Origin of the sequence: Enterobacter sp. HMSC16D10, from assembly GCF_001807145.1 — a bacterium.
Classification (GTDB): Bacteria; Pseudomonadota; Gammaproteobacteria; order Enterobacterales; family Enterobacteriaceae; genus Enterobacter; species Enterobacter roggenkampii.
Genome location: NZ_KV787833.1, coordinates 165,688 through 185,438 on the forward strand (window position 1 = coordinate 165,688; position 19,751 = coordinate 185,438).

Here is a 19,751-nt window from a genome sequence, read left to right on the forward strand (position 1 = left end):
TACGTCTTATTACCTTATGCGCCCGGCGCGGTGATTTAATCAGTTGCCAAACAAGCCGGAGTATTGAGATAATTTTTAGTCTGACTCTCGCTCTATTGCATATGAGGTTTCAGTTCATGTCCTGCTACGCCGGGTGTCTGCGAAGCGGGGATTACCATTAACGAATAGTCTTAGTAGTACCGATAAAATGGCAGAGAAACGCAATATCTTTCTGGTTGGGCCTATGGGTGCCGGCAAAAGCACTATTGGGCGTCAGTTAGCTCAACAACTCAATATGGAATTTTACGATTCTGATCAAGAGATTGAGAAACGAACCGGAGCTGATGTGGGCTGGGTTTTCGACGTAGAAGGCGAAGAAGGTTTCCGTGACCGAGAAGAAAAAGTGATCAACGAACTCACGGAAAAACAGGGCATCGTTCTGGCAACAGGCGGCGGCTCTGTGAAATCTCGCGAAACCCGCAACCGTCTCTCCGCCCGTGGCGTAGTGGTCTATCTTGAGACGACCATTGAGAAACAGCTGGCACGTACGCAGCGCGATAAAAAGCGCCCGCTGCTGCAGGTTGAAACGCCACCACGCGAAGTTCTGGAAGCGTTGGCCGATGAACGCAATCCGCTGTATGAAGAGATTGCCGATGTGACCATTCGTACTGACGACCAGAGCGCTAAAGTGGTTGCAAACCAGATTATTCATATGCTGGAAAGCAACTGATTCTGGCTTTATATACACTCGCCTGCGGGTAAAAGCATTAAAGGTGGATGTCGCGTCATGGAGAGGATTACAGTTACTCTCGGGGAACGTAGTTACCCTATCACCATCGCGGCTGGTTTGTTTAACGACCCAGCTTCCTTTTTACCACTGAAAGCGGGTGATCAGGCGATGCTGGTCACCAACGAGACGCTGGCTCCGCTTTATCTCGACCGCGTACGCCACCTGCTTGAGCAGGCGGGCGTAAAAGTCGACAGTGTGATTCTCCCCGATGGCGAGCAGTATAAAAGCCTGACGGTACTGGATACCGTCTTTACCGCATTGCTGCAAAAACCGCATGGTCGCGATACAACACTGCTTGCCCTGGGCGGCGGTGTTGTGGGCGATCTGACCGGCTTTGCGGCCGCAAGCTATCAGCGTGGTGTCCGCTTTATTCAAATCCCTACCACGCTGCTGTCCCAGGTCGACTCCTCTGTCGGTGGCAAAACGGCAGTGAACCATCCGCTCGGCAAAAACATGATTGGCGCGTTCTATCAGCCCGCATCGGTGGTGGTGGATCTCGACTGTCTGAAAACCCTGCCGAAGCGCGAACTGGCTTCGGGTCTGGCGGAAGTGATCAAATACGGCATTATTCTGGATGGCGAGTTCTTTAGCTGGCTTGAAGAGAATATGGATGCGCTGCTGGGCCTTGATGAGGCTAAACTGGCATACTGCATTCGTCGTTGCTGTGAGCTGAAAGCAGAAGTTGTTGCCGCAGACGAGCGTGAAACGGGCTTACGTGCTTTACTGAATCTTGGGCATACGTTTGGTCACGCGATTGAAGCCGAAATGGGTTACGGCAACTGGCTGCACGGTGAAGCCGTCGCGGCCGGCATGGTGATGGCTGCCCGCACCTCTGAACGCCTTGGGCAGTTCAAACCGGAAGAGACGGCACGTATCATTGCGCTGCTTGAGCGTGCAGGTTTGCCGGTGACCGGGCCGCAGGAGATGTCGGCGCAAGCGTATTTACCCCACATGATGCGCGATAAAAAAGTATTGGCAGGTGAGATGCGTCTTGTACTCCCGCTTGCAATAGGGAAGAGTGAAGTGCGCGGCGGAGTGCCGCACGATGTCGTTCTTGGCGCTATCGCTGATTGTCAGCAGGCGTAACAACTAGAAAGGTCAGGCCACTGTCGCAGGTGGTCGTTTAGCTTCAGGTGAAATGCAAAGTCGTTGGCATAAGCCTTTGAGTGGGGTGTTAAATGGATGAATTCAAACCAGAAGACGAGCTGAAACCCGATCCCAGCGATCGTCGTACTGGTCGTTCTCGTCAATCTTCAGAACGTGATAACGAGCCGCAGATCAACTTTGACGATGTTGATCTGGATGCAGACGATCGTCGCCCTTCGCGCAGCCGCAACGCGCACGAAGAGCGAGCAGAAGAGGATTATGAGTCCGAAGAAGATTCAATGGACGAACAGCCTGTAGAGCGTCGCCCGCGTAAACGTAAAAAAGCCGCTGCGCCAAAACCGGCGTCCCGCCAGTACATTATGATGGGCCTTGGCGTTCTGGTGCTTGTGCTGCTGATTGTCGGCATTGGCTCCGCGCTTAAAGCACCGTCAACGAACTCAACCGAGCAAACGGCTTCCGCTGAGAAGAGCATCAACCTTTCCGGTAACGATGCGTCCAATCAGGCGAATGGCGCACAGCCAGCGCCGGGTGCTACTTCCGCAGAGCAGACCGCCGGTAACACCACAGCGCCGCAGGATGTTTCTCTGCCGCCCGTTTCTTCAACCCCAGCTCAGGGTCAGGCACCTGTTGCGCCAGAAGGTCAGCAGCGTGTGGAAGTTCAGGGAGACCTGAACAATGCGCTGACGCAGCCGCAGAACCAGCAGCAGGTTGATAACGTCGTGGTTAACTCTACGCTGCCAACTGAACCTGCAACCGTTGCCCCGATTCGCGGCGGTAACGCTCAGCCGCAAACGGCCGCGACGGAAACCAAACCGCACCAGACGCAGACTACAACACGTCCTGAGCGTAAGCAGGCAGTGATTGAGCCTAAGCGTGAAACCAAACCTCAGGCAGTGGTAAAAGCGCCTGAAGTGAAAGCCGTACCGGCCCAGCCGAAACGCACGGAAACGGCTGCGGTGAGCGAGCCTGCTAAAGCGCCCGTCACGCAGACTGCGCCGAAAGCCACGGCGACCACCACGGCACCGGCTGCCACAGCGGCACCAGCCGCGACGGCAACCGCATCCAGCAGCGCGGCAGGTAAAACGGCAGGTAACGTCGGTTCGCTGAAGTCTGCGCCTTCCAGCAACTACACGCTGCAGCTGAGCAGTTCGTCTAACTACGACAACCTCAACAGCTGGGCGAAGAAATCAAATCTGAAAAACTATGTTGTTTATCAGACGACCCGTAACGGTCAGCCGTGGTATGTGCTGGTGAGCGGTGTTTATTCGTCAAAAGATGAAGCAAAACGTGCCGTAGCGGCGCTGCCAGCTGACGTTCAGGCGAAGAACCCATGGGCGAAGCCGATTCATCAGGTTCAGGCCGATCTGAAGTAATGTTTAAAGCGCAGGATGCTGTCGGAGCTTTCTCCACAGCCGGAGAAGGTGTAATCAGTTAGTCAGCATGAAAAAAAATCGCGCTTTTCTGAAATGGGCAGGGGGGAAATACCCCCTGCTCGATGATATTAAAAAGCACCTGCCTGAAGGCGAGTGTCTTATCGAACCTTTCGTGGGTGCGGGATCGGTGTTCCTCAACACCGATTTTTCTCGTTATATCCTGGCGGATATCAACAGCGACCTTATCAGCCTCTATAAAATCGTTAAGCTCCGTACCGATGAGTATGTCGCAGAGGCGCGCAAGCTGTTTACGCCCGAGAACAATAACCCGGACGTTTACTACCAGTTCCGCGCGGAGTTTAACCAGAGCCAGGATCCGTTCCGCAGAGCCCTGCTGTTCCTCTATCTTAATCGTCATGGTTACAACGGCCTGTGCCGGTATAACCTGCGCGGGGAATTTAACGTGCCGTTTGGTCGCTACAAGCGCCCGTATTTCCCACAGGACGAGCTTTATCACTTTGCTGAAAAAGCGCAGAACGCGGAGTTTCATTGCCTCTCCTATGAAGAGTGTATGGAACTGGCAGGCGTCAATTCGGTGGTTTACTGTGACCCCCCATACGCGCCGCTGTCTGCGACGGCGAACTTCACCGCCTACCACACCAACAGCTTCAGCCCTGCCGAGCAGGCGCGTCTGGCGGAGATGGCGGAAAAGCTGGTCAGCAAAAGAATTCCGGTGTTAATTTCGAATCACGACACGCCTGATACGCGCGAATGGTACAAAGCCGCGAAGCATTTTCAGGTTAAGGTGCGGCGTAGCATTAGCAGCAACGGCGGCACACGTAAAAAGGTGGACGAACTCCTGGCTCTTTATCGCCCCTGAGCCGTTTTGCCCGCCGGTAAACACATTTCAAGGAGAAGCGGATGAAACAGTTTTTGATTGCTCCCTCAATTCTGTCGGCCGATTTTGCCCGCCTGGGTGAAGATACCGCCAACGCACTGGCGGCTGGCGCGGATGTCGTCCATTTCGACGTGATGGATAACCACTACGTTCCTAACCTGACCATCGGTCCGATGGTGCTCAAGGCGCTGCGTAACTATGGCATTACCGCCCCGATCGACGTTCACCTGATGGTGAAACCGGTTGATCGCATCGTGCCTGACTTCGCCGCGGCGGGTGCCAGCATCATCACCTTCCATCCGGAAGCCTCTGAACATGTGGATCGCACGCTGCAGCTGATCAAAGAGAACGGCTGTAAAGCGGGTCTGGTGTTTAACCCGGCCACGCCGCTGAGCTATCTCGACTATGTCATGGACAAGCTGGACGTGATCCTGCTGATGTCCGTTAACCCCGGTTTTGGCGGCCAGTCATTCATTCCTCACACGCTGGATAAGCTGCGTGAAGTCCGCCGTCGTATCGATGAGTCAGGCTACGACATTCGTCTGGAAGTAGACGGCGGCGTGAAAGTGAATAACATTGGTGAAATTGCGGCGGCAGGCGCGGATATGTTCGTTGCTGGTTCTGCCATTTTCGACCAACCGGATTACAAAAAAGTCATCGATGAAATGCGCCGCGAGCTGGCGAAGGTAAGTCATGGATAAATTACAGGCTATTCGGGGTGTGGCATTCGACCTCGACGGCACGCTGGTTGACAGCGCGCCGGGCTTAACGAGCGCCGTCGACCAGGCGCTGTATGCACTTGAACTCCCCGTTGCGGGTGAAGAACGCGTCGTCACGTGGATTGGCAACGGCGCCGATGTTCTGATGGCGCGCGCGTTGACGTGGGCGCGTCAGGAGCGTGCGTCGCAGCGTTCCGCCCAGGGGAAACCGAGCGTCGATCACGCGGATATCCCGCAGGAAGAGCAGCTGCGTATTCTGCGCAAACTGTTCGATCGTTTCTATGAAGAGACCGTCGAGGAGGGCAGCTTCCTGTTCCCTGACGTTCAGGAAACGCTGAGCGCGCTGCACGCGAAGGGCATCCCGCTGGGTCTGGTGACCAACAAACCCACGCCGTTTGTCGCACCGCTGCTGGAAGCGCTCAATATCGCGAAGTATTTCTCCGTGATTGTGGGCGGCGACGACGTGCAAAACAAAAAGCCCCATCCGGAACCGCTGCTGCTGGTGGCAGGAAAATTATCCTTAACGCCTGCGGAGCTGCTCTTTGTCGGCGATTCCCGCAATGATATTCTGGCTGCCCGCGCGGCCGGGTGTCCTTCCGTGGGGTTAACCTATGGCTACAACTACGGTGAAGCCATTACGCTGAGTGAGCCGGACGTCGTTTTCGACCGCTTCAAAGATTTGTTGCCCGCACTCGGGCTTTCGCACAGTGAACATCAGGAATTGAACAATGACTAAGCCCATCGTTTTTAGTGGCGCACAGCCTTCAGGTGAATTGACCATTGGTAACTACATGGGCGCGTTACGTCAGTGGGTCAGCATGCAGGATGACTACCATTGCATTTACTGCATCGTCGATCTCCATGCGATTACCGCCCGTCAGGATCCTGAGAAGCTGCGCAAAGCCACGCTGGACACCCTGGCGCTGTATCTGGCCTGCGGCATCGATCCAGAGAAGAGCACCATCTTCGTTCAGTCTCACGTGCCGGAGCACGCGCAGCTGGGCTGGGCGCTGAACTGCTACACCTATTTCGGCGAGCTGAGCCGCATGACGCAGTTCAAGGATAAATCCGCGCGCTACTCTGAAAACATCAACGCCGGCCTGTTTGACTATCCGGTGCTGATGGCGGCAGACATCCTGCTGTACCAGACTAACCAGGTACCTGTCGGCGAAGACCAGAAGCAGCACCTGGAGCTGAGCCGCGATATCGCCCAGCGCTTCAACGCGCTCTACGGCGATGTGTTTAAAGTACCAGAGCCGTTTATTCCGAAGTCCGGCGCACGCGTAATGTCGCTGCTGGAGCCGACCAAGAAGATGTCCAAGTCTGACGATAACCGCAACAACGTTATCGGCCTGCTGGAAGATCCGAAATCGGTTGTCAAAAAGCTCAAGCGCGCGGTCACGGACTCCGACGAGCCGCCTGTTGTGCGCTACGACGTGCAGAACAAAGCGGGCGTCTCCAACCTGCTGGATATCCTCTCCGGCGTCACCGGCCAGAGCATCCCTGAGCTGGAAAAACACTTCGAAGGCAAGATGTACGGCCACCTGAAAGGCGAAGTGGCAGATGCCGTTTCCGGCATGCTGACCGAGCTGCAGGAGCGTTATCACCGCTACCGTAACGACGAAGCGTTCCTGCAGAAAGTGATGAAAGAGGGGGCGGAAAAAGCCAGCGCGCGCGCGTCCGAAACCCTGAAAGCGGTGTATGAAGCGATTGGGTTTGTGGCGAAACCTTAAGCCGCTGTGCCGGGTGGCGGCTTCGCCTTACCCGGCCTACGGGACCGTGTAGGCCGGGTAAGCGTCAGCGCCACCCGACAAAAAACACACTCTCCAAAACTAAAAAACCGGGATATCCCGGTTTTTTTACGCCTGTAAAACGCTTACTGCTGTGCCGCCGGGCCGCAACCACCGATGATCTTCGAAATGGAGATCGCCGGGTGCAGCAGGTAATCGTAGCTGCAGTTATTTTTGGTGTTTTGAACGTGACCGGTGCAGGCCGTCAGAGTCGATAACAGGCCAACCAGAACGGCGGCCTTTGCCAGTTTGAACATACGCATTCCTTGTCTTTAAAACGAAAATTGGATGTAACTCAAGGGAATAAAGGGAAAAGTTCCACTTCGGGGCGATATGTTATCGGTAGCGGTAAGAGGGGAGTAGTCCGCTTAAGGACTACTCCGGGGAGGAGGAATATGCGTTAGTGATTGGAGAACCAGTTCAGCCTGTCGCGCAGTTCAACCACGCGGCCTACCACGATCAGCGCCGGGCTTTCGACCTGCTGCGCCAGCTCGCCTAACTGCGTCAGCACGCCATTCACCACGCGCTGCGTAATGGCGGTGCCGTTTTCGACCAGCGCGACGGGCATATCCGCATTCATACCGTGCTCCAGCAGCTTCGCCTGAATCGTGGCGGCCTGATTGAGCCCCATGTAGAACACCAGCGTCTGCTTTTCGGCGGCCAGGTTATGCCAGTCCAGCTCGCTGCCGGTCTTCAGGTGGCCCGTCACCAGACGCACGCTCTGAGCGTAGTCGCGGTGGGTCAGCGGAATGCCAGAGTACGCTGAACAGCCGGACGCCGCCGTAATGCCGGGCACCACGGAGAACGGAATACCCGCATCGCACAGGGTTTCCAGCTCTTCACCGCCGCGTCCAAAGATAAACGGATCGCCCCCCTTCAGGCGCACCACGCGTTTTCCCTTTTGCGCTTCGCGCAGCAGGATCTGGTTAATCTCCTCCTGCGGCACGCAGTGGTAGCCCGCGCGCTTGCCCACGAAAACGCGGTCGGCGTCGCGGCGCACCAGATTCATGATGTCATCGGAGACCAGACGGTCGTACACCACGATATCCGCCTGCTGGATCTGCTGTAGCCCTTTCAGCGTCAGCAAACCCGCATCTCCGGGGCCTGCGCCTACCAGCACCACTTCGCCGCGATGGTCCAGCGGTTCGCTTAGCAACTGCTCGGTCGTCTCTTCAACGGCTTTGGTGTCCTGATTCGCCAGCGACTGCGCCAGCCTGTCGTTCACAAAGAATTTTTCCCAGAAGCGACGGCGCTCGCCCACGGTCGCGAAGGTTTGCTTCACGCGTGAGCGCAGCTGCCCGGCATAATGCGCAATCTGGCCAAGATGCTGGGGCAACAGGGCTTCCAGTTTTTCCCGCAGCAGACGCGCGAGAACCGGCGAACGTCCCCCGGACGATACCGCAATCATCAGCGGCGAGCGGTCGATAATCGACGGCATGATAAAGCTGGCCTCTTTCGGCGCATCCACCACGTTGCAGAAGATACGGCGCGCTTCGCAGGCGTCGCTCACGCGCTGGTTCACTTCATCGTCATCCGTCGCGGCAATGGTCAGCCAGCAGGTGTCCAGCAGGGATTCATTAAACGCGCCCTGTTCCAGCGTGAGCATCCCTTCCTGGGCCCAAACCTCAAACTGGGGGGCGAAGGAAAGGGCATTCACGGTCAGGCGGGCGCCAGCCTCTAACAGCAGGCGCGCTTTGCGCTCGGCCACGTCGCCGCCGCCCACGAGCAGGCAGTCGCGGTTGCGTAATTGACAAAAAATCGGCAGGTGATCCACGACGTTACCTCACAGCATTCATGGCGGGGGAAGAATTGACGTCAGGATAACAGCAGGAATCGTACAGAACATACGGTTTTTCCTGCCGTTACCCATAAGGGGTCATAAGCCTTTCCTATTGAAAAGGCGAGGGGTTACGCTTTCAGCTGCACCTCGCCGTCCTTCACGCGGACGTCGTAGTGTTTGACCGAGAAGCTTTCATCTTCCATGCAGAGTCCGTCGGTTAAGCGGAAACGCTGCTTTTTCAACGGGCTGGCGACCCACAGTTCACCCTGGTGCTCGGCAATCAGTCCGCGGGAGAGCACGCTGGCCTCAAAGAACGGGTCGATATTGCTGATGGCAAAGACCTGTTCATCGTGGCGAGGGCGGAAAATCGCCACCTGCTCGTTGCCCAGCAGCGCACAGACGCCGGTGGCGGGGAGAATGTCGTTAATATTGCAGATGTTTACCCACTGGCTCATGCGTTTTCCTCCACCAGCGTGACCGGAATACGTTCATACGGCGTGGCCGGACGATGCTGTTCGCGCTCCGGCACAACCTGTACGTTCGGGTCGCGCTGGGTGCTGTTGATAAAGTGTTTGAAGCGCGTCTGCGCCGCCGGAGTGTTGACGGTTTCCGTCCACTCGCAGATCACCGCCTCGCGCAGGCGCGCCATTTCCGCTTCCAGATGTTCGTTCAGACCCAGCTTGTCGTCGATAATGACCGATTTCAGGTAGTCGATACCGCCCTCGAGGTTATCGAGCCAGGAGGCGGTACGGGTCAGCTTATCGGCGGTACGGATGTAGAACATCATGAAGCGGTCGAGATACTGAATCAGCGTGTCGCGATCGAGATCCGCCGCCAGCAGGTCCGCGTGGCGCGGTTTCATCCCGCCGTTGCCGCACACATACAGGTTCCAGCCTTTCTCGGTGGCAATAATACCCACATCTTTACCCTGCGCTTCCGCACATTCGCGGGTACAGCCGGAGACGCCGAACTTCATTTTGTGCGGGGTACGGATGCCTTTGTAGCGGTTTTCCAGCTCAACGCCGAAGCCCACGCTATCGCCGACGCCGTAGCGACACCAGGTGCTGCCCACGCAGGTTTTCGCCATGCGCAGCGCTTTGGCGTACGCGTGGCCGGTTTCGAAGCCCGCTTCAATCAGCTGACGCCAGATTTCCGGCAGGTCGTCCTTCTGCGCGCCAAACAGGCCGATACGCTGGGAGCCGGTAATTTTGGTGTAGAGGTTAAATTCACGCGCGATACGGCCCACCGCGACCAGCCCTTCCGGCGTGATTTCACCACCGGCAGAGCGTGGAATCACGGAGTAGGTGCCGTCTTTCTGAATGTTCGCCAGGAAGTTGTCGTTGGTGTCCTGCAGCGGCGTGTGCTCGGGTTTGAGCACGTACTCGTTCCAGCAGGAGGCCAGCAGGGAGCCGACGGTGGGTTTACACACCTCACAGCCGTAGCCCTGGCCGTGCTTCGCCAGCAGTTCGTCGAAGGACTTGATGCCTTCCACGCGGATCAGATGGTACAGCTCCTGGCGAGAGTAAGCGAAGTGCTCGCACAGGTTGTTGTTCACTTCGATGCCCTGTTTCGCCAGCTCGGCGTTCAGCACCTGAGTGACCAGCGGAATACAGCCGCCGCAGCCGGTACCGGCTTTGGTTTCCGCTTTCAGCGCCGCAACGGTGTGGCACCCTTTGTTGATCGCGGAGATCAGCATGCCTTTGGTGACGTCGAAGCAGGAGCAAATCTGCGCGCTGTCCGGCAGTTTATCCACGCCGATGGACGGCTTGCCGCTGGAGGCATGCGCCGGGAGGATCAGCGCGTCCGGGTTTTCCGGCAGCTCGATGGCGTTGAGCACCAGCTGGAGCAGGTTACCGAAGTCGCTGGTGTCGCCCACCAGCACCGCGCCGAGCAGGGTTTTGTTGTCCTGGCTGACGATGAGACGTTTGTAGACTTCTTTGCTTTCGTCGAGATAGACATAGCTGCGCGCGCCGGGCGTGCGGCCGTGCGCATCGCCAATACCGCCTACGTCCACGCCCAGCAGCTTCAGCTTGGCGCTCATGTCTGCGCCGGTGAAGGCGTTTTCGCTGCCCAGGATATGATCCACGGCGACCTGCGCCATTTTGTACCCGGGCGCGACCAGGCCGAATACGCGGTTGTTCCAGCTGGCGCATTCGCCGATGGCGTAAATATCCGGGTCGGAGGTCTGGCAGGTGTCGTTAATCATGATCCCGCCGCGCTGCGCGACGGCCAGGCCGCACTGGGTCGCCAGCTTGTCGCGCGGACGAATACCGGTGGAGAAGACGATGAAGTCCACCTCCAGCTCGCTGCCGTCGGCAAAGCGCATGGTTTTGCGCGCTTCAGTCCCTTCCTGAACGATCTCTTTGGTGTTCTTGCTGGTGTGAACCTTCACGCCCATGCTTTCGATCTTACGGCGCAGCTGATCGCCACCCATGTGGTCGAGCTGTTCGGCCATCAGCATCGGCGCAAATTCGATGACATGGGTTTCAACGCCGAGGTTTTTCAGCGCGCCTGCCGCTTCCAGACCCAGCAGGCCGCCGCCGACAACCGCGCCGCGTTTGCTTCGACGCGCACAGGATTCGATGGCGTTGAGGTCTTCAATGGTACGGTAAACGAAGCAATCCTGCGTTTCAGAGCCTTTAATCGGCGGGATCCACGGATACGAGCCCGTCGCCATGATCAGCTTGTCGTAAAAAACCGTACGGCCGGCGCTGGAGTGGATCAATTTTTCCTGACGGTTGATGGTGATAGCGCGTTCGCCCACCAGCACTTTTACGCCATGCTTCTCGTAGAAACCTTCACGCACCAGAGAGAGCTCTTCGGCGGTATGATGGGAGAAGTAGGAAGACAGGTGCACACGGTCGTATGCCTTGCGGGGTTCTTCACAGAACACGGTAATATCGAACTGCTCAGCATCGGCTTTATCGAGAAGATCCTCAATAAAGCGGTGGCCGACCATGCCGTTACCGATGATAGCGAGTCTGACTTTGCTCATTATTGCCTCGATTTCTTTTCTATTATTGCCTACCTTAACGATTCAGCAGCGGCGCTTATTGATGCAAATCAAATACGCCTTCGCCTACTCCTTAGGTGGTATATGACTGATTTGTCAGGATTTTTATAAGTGGCGGAAATCGCAGGCTTTTCGTGTTCGTTGAATTTGTGTACAAATCAGGGGCGGTTTTGCAAAAATCGATACGCCTGAATATCAGCTGCGTTTATGAGGGGAAAGGTATGTCTACATCACCGTTATGGCTTGTTCAGAATGTGCGTTTACCGGGTCGGGATGGGCTGTGGCAACTTGCCATCGAGAACGGGCGATTTGGTGACATCACCCCCATGGACGACACCCACGCCGAAAGTTATGAGGTACTGAACGCGCGCGGTGGGCTGGCTATTCCCCCGTTCATCGAGCCGCATATTCATCTTGATACCACCCAGACGGCGGGTGAGCCGAACTGGAACCAGTCCGGCACGCTGTTCGAAGGCATTGAACGCTGGGCGGAGCGCAAAGCGCTGCTCAGCCATGACGACGTGAAAGCACGCGCCTGGAAAACGCTGAAGTGGCAAATCGCTAACGGCATTCAGTTTGTCCGCACCCATGTGGATGTCTCTGACCCAACGCTTACCGCCCTGAAGGCGATGCTGGAGGTGAAGCAGGAGGTGGCCCCGTGGGTAACGCTGCAAATCGTCGCGTTTCCTCAGGAAGGTATTCTCTCTTACCCGAACGGCGCGGCGCTGCTGGAAGAGGCGTTAAAACTGGGGGCCGACGTGGTGGGGGCGATCCCACATTTTGAGTTCACCCGTGAGTACGGCGTCCAGTCGCTGCATATCGCTTTTGAGCTGGCGAAGAAGTATGACCGCCCGCTGGATATCCACTGCGATGAAATTGACGACGAACAGTCGCGGTTTGTCGAGACGGTGGCCACGCTGGCGTACGAGGCCGGCATCGGCCCGCGCGTGACGGCCAGCCACACCACCGCCATGCACGCCTACAACGGCGCTTACACCTCGCGGCTTTTCCGTCTGCTGAAGATGTCGGGGATTAACTTCGTCGCGAACCCGCTTGTCAACATCCACCTGCAGGGGCGCTTTGATGACTATCCGAAGCGTCGCGGTATCACCCGCGTGAAAGAACTGCAGGAGGCAGGTATTAACGTCTGCTTTGGTCATGACGATGTCTTCGACCCGTGGTATCCGCTCGGCACCGGCAACATGCTGCAGGTGCTGCATATGGGGCTACATGTCTGCCAGATGATGGGCTATCCGCAAATCGACAGCGGCCTGAACCTGATTACCCATAACAGCGCCCGCACCTTCGGCCTGAGCGATTACGGTATTGAAACGGGAAATCCGGCAAACCTGATTATTCTGCCTGCGGAGAGCGGGTTTGAAGCGGTGCGCTGTCAGGTGCCGGTGCGCTGGTCGATTCGTCAGGGGCGGATTATTGCCACTACGCAGCTGGCGCAGACCTGGATCCAGATGGATACCGGAGGAGAAGAGGTCAGTTTCGCCAGAAACAGCCCCTCTGCGTAATGCAAAGGGGCGCAGGGTTTAGTGCGATGCCGCTGTCGCGTTGTGCTGGCGGTGGCGGGTCACAAAGCCCAGGATGAAGCACATGATGAACACCACGGCGTACAGACCGTTCGCGGTGTGCAGCGCGGCCAGCGGGCCGCTGTGGGCAACGATCGGGCCCGTCACCACGAAGGTCAGCATGGTACCGATGGTGCCGCAGGTCAGAACGAAGTTAACCAGCTTCGGCGAGGCCACTTTGGTCTGCAGGGAGCCCAGGGTGATGATCGAGGTATAAATGGCGCTGGAGAAGAAGCCCAGGGTCAGAATGAACCACGGCATATGCTCCGGCGAACCGTTGATGAACAGATACATCAGAACGGTCGCCAGGCCCGCCAGCACGGTCAGAATGCGCTGCAGGTCGAAGAAGCGCAGGATGAAGCTAAACGCCCACATGCCGAACATGTAGGACATCCAGAAATCGCTCACCAGTTTGCCCGCGTCGTTCAGGCTCATGCCCAGACCTTTGGCATATTCCGGTACCCAGGAGATAAAGCCCAGCTGGCCCAGGATGTAGCACAGGGCGGCGATGGAGAGGAACAGCACGCCGATACCCCATTTCTCTTTCGCCACAGGCTCTGCCGTGGTTTGCGCTTTTTTACCCAGAACCGGGAAGTCGCAGCCGAAGGTCAGAATGAAAATTGCAACGTAGACCAGACCGATGCAGGCGTAGACCCAGTACCACTCAATGCTGCGCGCCAGCAGAACGGCAGCGACCATCGGGAAGATCATTCCGGCCATGCTGAAGAAGGAGTCGGTAAACAGCAGGCGCGCGCCGCGCTGGCGGCCTTCATACATATGGGTAATCAGGAACGTCCCGATCGACATGGTGATCCCGCTGACCAGGCCGAGCACGAACATGGCGGCTGAGAACAGGGCGATGCTGTGGCTGAGCATTAGACCCGCCACGGCGGCAACCATCAGCACGAAGCCGAAGCGAAGCTGGGTTTTCAGCGGCACGATTTCCATCAGCCAGGCATTCAGGAAGATAGAGATCAGGATCCCTGCGTTGAGGAAGGTGAAGGTGTTACTCATGCTGGAAACGGGCAGCTGGAAGTAGTCTGCGATATTCCCCATCACCATCCCGGTGACGATCACCAACGCGCCGGTCAGGGCGTAGGAGAAGAAGCTGATCCATGTGAGCTTGATGCGATTGCTGTTAGTCATGTCTGGCCTGTTCAAAAAAAGAAAAGCGCCGAAGGGGCGCTGAGAGCGGGCAGATTTTAGTCGCTAAAGTGATCCATTCCTATCTTTTAAGGGTAATGATTATGTCATTGCAGGTTTTAACGTGATCTAAATCACATTAAACGGCGGTCTAACCAATCGTTTGCGCAGTAATAATTGTTTCAATTTCGTAAAATTAGGTAAAAGGCTGGTCTACGTTCATACTGCTCTTTAGAATCAAGCCATTCGCTTTTTATACTGCGCTTTGTTAAGGAATTCTCATGCTCAAATCAACACTGGCGGCTGTCGCAGCTGTGTTTGCTCTTTCTGCCGTTTCCCCTGCTGCGCTGGCAGCAAAAGGGGACCCTCACGTTCTGCTGACCACCTCCGCCGGGAATATTGAGCTGGAACTGAATAGCCAGAAAGCTCCGGTTTCTGTGAAAAACTTCCTCGACTATGTGAACAGTGGTTTCTATAACAACACCACCTTCCACCGCGTGATCCCGGGCTTCATGATTCAGGGCGGCGGCTTCAACGAGCAGATGCAGCAGAAACAGCCGAACCCGCCAATCAAAAACGAAGCGGACAACGGCCTGCTGAACAAGCGCGGCACGATCTCTATGGCGCGTACCGCAGACAAAGATAGCGCGACCAGCCAGTTCTTCCTCAACGTGGCGGATAACGCCTTCCTCGACCACGGCCAGCGCGACTTCGGCTATGCGGTGTTCGGTAAAATCGTGAAAGGGATGGATGTGGCCGATAAGATTTCTCAGGTGCCTACCCATGACGTCGGTCCGTATCAGAATGTGCCGTCTAAACCTGTCGTGATCCTCTCCGCAAAAGTTCTGCCGTAACGTTCTTCGACGCGGGCGATGCTCGCCCGTGTTGTGACCCCTCCCTGCGAAAGCGCGTTTTGCTGCTTATACTTGTGGCAAACGGACTATTCAGGGAGGCGTTAAGTGAAAAAACTCACCGACAAGCAAAAATCCCGTCTCTGGGAGCAGCAGCGTAGCGTCAACTTTCAGGCCAGTTGTCTCCTTGAGAAAGGTAATGGTCCATCGGATCCCGAGATTGAGAGCCTGGCGCTTGGGCCTTCCGCGCCCGGGTTACCCCATCTGTGCCTTATTCACCGCCATCTCTACCGCAGAGAGATGAAGCGGGCAGGTGAGTTCCGGACCGACGATATTTTCAAAGGTGATATTCCCTTCTGCCATTTCGAATACATCGAAAAGATGGGTAATGAACTGATGGCGGCGCTGGAAAGCGAAAAGTATCTGGCTGGCCTTGAGAAAGCGGCGTTCATTGAAAAAATTAGCCATTATTACTGTGAAATCAACATGCTGCATCCTTTTTCGAGTGGTAACGGTATTGCTCAGCGCGTTTTCTTTGAGCAGCTGGCGCTCCATGCGGGCTATTCACTGGACTGGCGCGATATCGATCCCGAGGAGTGGGTGTCCGCTAACCGCAGCGGCGCAACGGGGGATTTAACCGCGCTAAACGCGATCTTTGCCAAAGTAGTGAGCGAAGCGCGGGAATCTGAGTAGAATAGGGCGGCATTTTTTTCGGGAGCCGCCATGATTCTGCTGATTGATAACTACGATTCCTTCACCTGGAACCTTTACCAGTATTTTTGCGAACTGGGTGCAGAGGTGGTTGTCCGTCGTAACGACGAGATTGGCCTGGCCGATATCGAGACGCTGGCTCCGCAGAAAATCGTGATTTCACCCGGCCCCTGCACGCCGTCGGAATCAGGTATTTCGCTGGAGGTTATCCAGCACTATGCCGGCAAGCTGCCGATCCTCGGCGTTTGTCTGGGCCATCAGGCGATTGCCCAGGCCTTTGGTGCCACCATCGTGCGCGCCGCCAAAGTCATGCACGGTAAAACCTCGCCGGTCACCCACACGGGCACCGGAGTGTTCACGGGGCTCAATAATCCGTTAACCGTGACGCGCTACCATTCCCTGGTCATTGACCCGTCGACGCTGCCCGACGGCTTTGAGGTGACCGCCTGGAGCGATACGCAGGAGATCATGGGGATTCGTCACCGCGAATGGGATCTCGAAGGCGTGCAGTTCCATCCGGAAAGCATCCTCAGCGAGCAGGGGCACGCGCTGCTGGCAAATTTCCTTAATCGCTGAATATCTGTTGCCTTGCTGTGATTTTTTATGCATATTTTGTGATTATATTTTCACAATCAATGTGACATAAAATGGATGGGCATGACATGGCAACTGAACAACCAGCAATTACCCGCGCGACATTCGATGAAGTGATTCTGCCGATTTATGCACCGGCTGAATTTATCCCGGTGAAGGGGAAAGGCAGCCGCGTCTGGGATCAGCAGGGCAAGGAGTATGTGGATTTCGCGGGCGGTATTGCGGTCACGGCGCTGGGTCATTGCCATCCCGCGCTGGTGGAGGCGCTGAAAACCCAGGGTGAAACCCTGTGGCACACCAGCAACGTGTTCACCAACGAACCGGCGCTGCGCCTGGGCCGTAAGATCATTGATGCCACGTTTGCCGAGCGCGTGCTGTTTATGAACTCCGGCACCGAAGCCAACGAAACCGCCTTTAAGCTGGCGCGCTACTACGCGACCACGCGCCACAGCCCGTACAAAACCAAAATCATCGCCTTCCACAATGCCTTCCACGGGCGCTCCTTCTTTACCGTCTCCGTTGGCGGCCAGCCGAAGTATTCCGACGGGTTCGGTCCGAAACCAGCCGACATCATCCATGTGCCGTTTAACGATCTGCACGCGGTGAAAGCGGTGATGGACGACCACACCTGCGCGGTGGTGGTCGAGCCTATTCAGGGGGAAGGCGGCGTGACCGCGGCAACCCCGGAATTCCTGAAAGGGCTGCGCGCGCTGTGCGACGAACATCAGGCGCTGCTGGTGTTTGATGAAGTGCAGTGCGGGATGGGGCGTACCGGGGACCTGTTTGCCTATATGCACTACGGCGTGACGCCGGATATTCTGACCAGCGCGAAAGCGCTCGGCGGCGGTTTCCCGGTGAGTGCGGTCCTGACGACGCAGGAGATCGCCTCCGCGTTCCACGTCGGTTCTCATGGCTCTACCTACGGCGGTAACCCGCTGGCGAGCGCCGTAGCGGGGGCCGCGTTCGACATCATCAACACGCCAGAGGTGCTAAACGGCGTTAGCGCGAAGCGCGAGCTGTTTGTGAAGCACCTGAAGCAGATTGACGAGCAGTACGACGTGTTCAGCGAGATCCGCGGGATGGGGCTGCTGATTGGCGCCGAGCTGAAGCCGCAGTACAAGGGCCGAGCGCGCGACTTCCTGCACGCCGCCGCTCGCGAAGGGGTGATGGTGCTCAACGCCGGACCGGACGTGATGCGCTTTGCGCCGTCGCTGGTGGTGGAAGACAAAGACATCGAAGACGGCTTAACCCGCTTTGCCGCGGCGGTTGCAAAGATCGTTAAAGGCTAATATTCGGTTCGTTTCAACCGGCGCGTTAACCAAACCCCATGATGCGGACGCTGACGCCATGCCACCGACGAAATGGTGTGCATGGTGTTCAGATGCCCCAGCACGCGCTGCAAGTGTTGCTCAAGGGTGCTCATTGGCCCGTGGGTTAACGTCTCCGGCGCTTCCAGAATATTTAAATCCCCCGACTCGCCCGGTGAGTCATACTCCAGACGCTGCTGGCAGCGCTGCAACGCAATTTCACACGACTGCAGGTAGCGCTGCGCCAGATCCGGCGTCAGCATCGTATGCTCGCGCGCCAGCGTCGTCATGGCGTTAATGTGCTCAACGATAAACTGACTGTGCGTTACCCAGAGCTTCATGTCCGCCAGATAGTGCGAATTAAAGCCCGGCTCCTGCATCGCCTGGTTGAGCGAGTTGAACAGGGCGTTGTGCGCCTGGTGGACCTTCATGCGCTGATACGCCAGCGGGGAGGGCTGCGGGTCGTCGCTCAGGATGAGGCGAATGGCCTGCTGGTCGGCCTCCAGCGCGTCGTGGGCGTTCTGCCTGAGCAGCCCGCTCTGCCACTGCGGCCACAGCCAGACCATGCCGCCGAAGGCAATCAGGCAGCCGATCAGGGTATCAATCAGCCTGGCGATAATAAACTGTTCGCCGTTCAGCGTAAGCAGCTGCAGGGTGTATACCGCCGTCACCGTAAAGCCCACCATCGCCCAGCCGTAATTTTTGCGGATAATCAGGTAGCTCACCAGCGTGATCGCCAGCATGCCTGCCAGGGTATAGCCTTCCGGCACGTGGAAGTGCAGCGTTACGCCTGCAATGATCAGCCCGGCCATGGTGCCGCCCGCCCGGTGCAGAATACGCACCCGCGTGGCGCCGTAGCCGTTCTGGGTGACGAACAGCACGGTCATTAAGATCCAGTAGGGCTTCGGCAGATGCAGCGCCATGCCCATCAGGCTGGCGATACTGAGCATGACGCTAATTCGTGCGGCATTGCGCAGGGCGGACGATTTGAGAGACAGATAGCTTTTGAGCGCGGGCAACAGGGGAAGCCGTTTTTGTTTATCCGCCATCAGGTCGCGGGAATAAAGCGGGCGCTGGGTGCGCAGCACGCGGGCGATGCGGCTGAAGTGCCAGGCGGCAAACTGGCCGACCGGGTTATCCGGATGCTGACGGGCGATTTTCTCCAGCGCACCGAGCTGTTTTTCCATGTTAAAGCGCGTGGGATAGCGGTGGTAGAGAATATCGTCAGCCAGCACGCGCAGGCGTGCCGAGACGGTCTGCGCGTTCCAGCGGATCACCGCTTCGGCGTGGCTGCGCTCAACCAGCTTTTGCACCTCCTGCGGGTGGTGCAGGCTAACGGAGATATGCTCCTGCAGATCCAGGCCTACCTGGAAGGTGCGCAGCAGCCGTTTGTATTCGTGGTTCTTGTTGGCGGCGAGCATATGCAGCTGCTGATAGCACTGGCTTATCAGATCCACCACCTTCTGCTGGCGCGTCAGCAGCGGCGGTAAGGCTTTTTCCGGATCGGTATGCTGGGTGAGCAGGGTGTATTTGGCTTCGCAGTATTCCGCCAACTGCACATAGAGCAGGCTCAGGGATTCGCGCAGCGGCTGTTCCCGCCACAGCCAGAACCAGAACCAGTTAAACAGCCCGTACCACAGTGTCCCCAGCGCGTAGATCAGTAGCGGCTCCCACACCGGCATATTCCCGGCGAGGCTCAGCGTGAAGATGGCCGCAATCAGCGAGGCGGGAAGCAGGCGGGCGTGCAGCGAGCTGATTTCCGCCGTGACGCCGAGCGTCATCGCCAGCACCGTCAGGATCAGCGGCAGCGGGATATCCCGGGCCAGTAAAAGCTGTACGGCAAGGCTACAGCCAGCAAACAGGCAGCCGCCCACGATCAGTCGTTTGAAAAAGCGCTTATGCGGTGTGTCCAGGCCAGCAATGTTGCAGCAGGCGGGCACGAGGGAAAAGAGCAGGCCTTGCTGAAGGTGTCCGAGGATCAGGCCGATGGCCACGGGTAGACACAACACCAGCGTTTGTCGCAGTGCGTAGTTAACTTCCGGGTGATAGATCAGCCTGCGCCACATGAGGAGTAGAGACAAAAACGGCGTGACACCTTGCGATGGCACGCCGTTTA

General features: G+C 57.1%; 18 protein-coding genes. 12 read left to right on the forward strand and 6 right to left on the reverse strand.

From position 1 onward, the window contains the following. Positions 1–187 precede the first annotated feature (187 nt). The 7 genes from aroK to trpS all read left to right on the forward strand — a co-directional run bounded on the left by aroK (position 188) and on the right by trpS (position 6,599). On the forward strand, positions 188–709 hold the full coding sequence (gene aroK / locus HMPREF3143_RS03715) for a shikimate kinase AroK (protein WP_003861630.1): 522 nt from the start codon (positions 188–190) through the stop codon (positions 707–709). A 57-nt stretch (positions 710–766) separates the two neighbouring features. Then, positions 767–1,855 carry a 3-dehydroquinate synthase gene (aroB, locus tag HMPREF3143_RS03720; protein ID WP_024907920.1) on the forward strand — a complete coding sequence of 363 codons (1,089 nt, stop codon included), beginning with the start codon at positions 767–769 and terminating at the stop codon, positions 1,853–1,855. A 92-nt stretch (positions 1,856–1,947) separates the two neighbouring features. After that, complete coding sequence (damX, locus tag HMPREF3143_RS03725) at positions 1,948–3,249, forward strand: cell division protein DamX (protein WP_023294719.1); 1,302 nt, start codon at positions 1,948–1,950, stop codon at positions 3,247–3,249. A gap of 67 nt (positions 3,250–3,316) precedes the next feature. Next, complete coding sequence (gene dam, locus HMPREF3143_RS03730) at positions 3,317–4,129, forward strand: adenine-specific DNA-methyltransferase (protein WP_070531826.1); 813 nt, start codon at positions 3,317–3,319, stop codon at positions 4,127–4,129. 41 nt (positions 4,130–4,170) lie between these two features. Continuing rightward, complete coding sequence (rpe, locus tag HMPREF3143_RS03735) at positions 4,171–4,848, forward strand: ribulose-phosphate 3-epimerase (RefSeq protein WP_008503032.1); 678 nt, start codon at positions 4,171–4,173, stop codon at positions 4,846–4,848. Then, on the forward strand, positions 4,841–5,602 hold the full coding sequence (gene gph, locus HMPREF3143_RS03740) for a phosphoglycolate phosphatase (RefSeq protein ID WP_070531829.1): 762 nt from the start codon (positions 4,841–4,843) through the stop codon (positions 5,600–5,602). The genes rpe and gph overlap by 8 nt, the downstream gene beginning before the upstream one ends. Then, complete coding sequence (gene trpS / locus HMPREF3143_RS03745; protein WP_023298773.1) at positions 5,595–6,599, forward strand: tryptophan--tRNA ligase; 1,005 nt, start codon at positions 5,595–5,597, stop codon at positions 6,597–6,599. Before gph ends, trpS begins: the two co-directional genes overlap by 8 nt. A 143-nt stretch (positions 6,600–6,742) precedes the next feature. Here trpS and HMPREF3143_RS03750 read toward each other — a convergent pair whose 3' ends face one another. The 4 genes from HMPREF3143_RS03750 to nirB all read right to left on the reverse strand — a co-directional run bounded on the left by HMPREF3143_RS03750 (position 6,743) and on the right by nirB (position 11,431). Next, positions 6,743–6,913 carry a YhfL family protein gene (locus tag HMPREF3143_RS03750; protein WP_008503029.1) on the reverse strand — a complete coding sequence of 57 codons (171 nt, stop codon included), beginning with the start codon at positions 6,911–6,913 and terminating at the stop codon, positions 6,743–6,745. Positions 6,914–7,056: 143 nt separating this feature from the next. After that, entirely contained in the window at positions 7,057–8,430 is a 1,374-nt protein-coding gene (cysG, locus tag HMPREF3143_RS03755; RefSeq protein ID WP_023326222.1) for a siroheme synthase CysG, read from the reverse strand. Between the two features lie 134 nt (positions 8,431–8,564). Then, positions 8,565–8,891, reverse strand: coding sequence for a nitrite reductase small subunit NirD (nirD, locus tag HMPREF3143_RS03760; protein WP_008503027.1), 327 nt, complete (start codon positions 8,889–8,891; stop codon positions 8,565–8,567). After that, positions 8,888–11,431, reverse strand: coding sequence for a nitrite reductase large subunit NirB (gene nirB, locus HMPREF3143_RS03765; protein WP_070531832.1), 2,544 nt, complete (start codon positions 11,429–11,431; stop codon positions 8,888–8,890). Before nirB ends, nirD begins: the two co-directional genes overlap by 4 nt. Positions 11,432–11,670: 239 nt before the next feature. On the opposite strand from nirB, the gene HMPREF3143_RS03770 reads away from it, so the two are divergent. Further along, the gene (locus tag HMPREF3143_RS03770; RefSeq protein ID WP_059361429.1) at positions 11,671–12,972 is read left to right on the forward strand and encodes a cytosine deaminase; all 1,302 of its coding nucleotides are present in this window, start codon (positions 11,671–11,673) and stop codon (positions 12,970–12,972) included. Between the two features lie 18 nt (positions 12,973–12,990). Here the strand turns inward: HMPREF3143_RS03770 and tsgA are convergent, their stop codons facing one another. Continuing rightward, a complete protein-coding gene (gene tsgA, locus HMPREF3143_RS03775; RefSeq protein WP_055321993.1) occupies positions 12,991–14,175 on the reverse strand; it encodes an MFS transporter TsgA in 1,185 nt (394 codons plus the stop codon). 278 nt (positions 14,176–14,453) lie between these two features. On the opposite strand from tsgA, the gene ppiA reads away from it, so the two are divergent. From ppiA to HMPREF3143_RS03795, 4 genes are all read left to right on the forward strand, one after another. Beyond that, the gene (ppiA, locus tag HMPREF3143_RS03780) at positions 14,454–15,026 is read left to right on the forward strand and encodes a peptidylprolyl isomerase A (protein ID WP_014885514.1); all 573 of its coding nucleotides are present in this window, start codon (positions 14,454–14,456) and stop codon (positions 15,024–15,026) included. 105 nt (positions 15,027–15,131) lie between these two features. Then, entirely contained in the window at positions 15,132–15,716 is a 585-nt protein-coding gene (locus tag HMPREF3143_RS03785) for a putative adenosine monophosphate-protein transferase Fic (RefSeq protein WP_070531835.1), read from the forward strand. Between the two features lie 30 nt (positions 15,717–15,746). Continuing rightward, positions 15,747–16,310 carry an aminodeoxychorismate synthase component 2 gene (gene pabA, locus HMPREF3143_RS03790; RefSeq protein ID WP_059363970.1) on the forward strand — a complete coding sequence of 188 codons (564 nt, stop codon included), beginning with the start codon at positions 15,747–15,749 and terminating at the stop codon, positions 16,308–16,310. Positions 16,311–16,396: 86 nt separating this feature from the next. Further along, the gene (locus HMPREF3143_RS03795; RefSeq protein ID WP_021242207.1) at positions 16,397–17,617 is read left to right on the forward strand and encodes a bifunctional acetylornithine/succinyldiaminopimelate transaminase; all 1,221 of its coding nucleotides are present in this window, start codon (positions 16,397–16,399) and stop codon (positions 17,615–17,617) included. Here the strand turns inward: HMPREF3143_RS03795 and HMPREF3143_RS03800 are convergent. Then, complete coding sequence (locus tag HMPREF3143_RS03800) at positions 17,614–19,701, reverse strand: YccS/YhfK family putative transporter (RefSeq protein WP_070531838.1); 2,088 nt, start codon at positions 19,699–19,701, stop codon at positions 17,614–17,616. The two genes, HMPREF3143_RS03795 and HMPREF3143_RS03800, sit on opposite strands and share 4 nt — an antisense overlap. Between the last annotated feature and the right edge of the window lie 50 nt (positions 19,702–19,751).

Coding starts and splice junctions, on each gene's coding strand:
- aroK (WP_003861630.1), top strand. CDS start 188: ATGGCAGAGAAACGCAATATCTTTCTGGTTGGGCCTATGGGTGCCGGC.
- aroB (WP_024907920.1), top strand. CDS start 767: ATGGAGAGGATTACAGTTACTCTCGGGGAACGTAGTTACCCTATCACC.
- damX (WP_023294719.1), top strand. CDS start 1,948: ATGGATGAATTCAAACCAGAAGACGAGCTGAAACCCGATCCCAGCGAT.
- dam (WP_070531826.1), top strand. CDS start 3,317: ATGAAAAAAAATCGCGCTTTTCTGAAATGGGCAGGGGGGAAATACCCC.
- rpe (WP_008503032.1), top strand. CDS start 4,171: ATGAAACAGTTTTTGATTGCTCCCTCAATTCTGTCGGCCGATTTTGCC.
- gph (WP_070531829.1), top strand. CDS start 4,841: ATGGATAAATTACAGGCTATTCGGGGTGTGGCATTCGACCTCGACGGC.
- trpS (WP_023298773.1), top strand. CDS start 5,595: ATGACTAAGCCCATCGTTTTTAGTGGCGCACAGCCTTCAGGTGAATTG.
- HMPREF3143_RS03750 (WP_008503029.1), bottom strand. CDS start 6,913: ATGTTCAAACTGGCAAAGGCCGCCGTTCTGGTTGGCCTGTTATCGACT.
- nirD (WP_008503027.1), bottom strand. CDS start 8,891: ATGAGCCAGTGGGTAAACATCTGCAATATTAACGACATTCTCCCCGCC.
- nirB (WP_070531832.1), bottom strand. CDS start 11,431: ATGAGCAAAGTCAGACTCGCTATCATCGGTAACGGCATGGTCGGCCAC.
- HMPREF3143_RS03770 (WP_059361429.1), top strand. CDS start 11,671: ATGTCTACATCACCGTTATGGCTTGTTCAGAATGTGCGTTTACCGGGT.
- tsgA (WP_055321993.1), bottom strand. CDS start 14,175: ATGACTAACAGCAATCGCATCAAGCTCACATGGATCAGCTTCTTCTCC.
- ppiA (WP_014885514.1), top strand. CDS start 14,454: ATGCTCAAATCAACACTGGCGGCTGTCGCAGCTGTGTTTGCTCTTTCT.
- pabA (WP_059363970.1), top strand. CDS start 15,747: ATGATTCTGCTGATTGATAACTACGATTCCTTCACCTGGAACCTTTAC.
- HMPREF3143_RS03795 (WP_021242207.1), top strand. CDS start 16,397: ATGGCAACTGAACAACCAGCAATTACCCGCGCGACATTCGATGAAGTG.
- HMPREF3143_RS03800 (WP_070531838.1), bottom strand. CDS start 19,701: ATGTGGCGCAGGCTGATCTATCACCCGGAAGTTAACTACGCACTGCGA.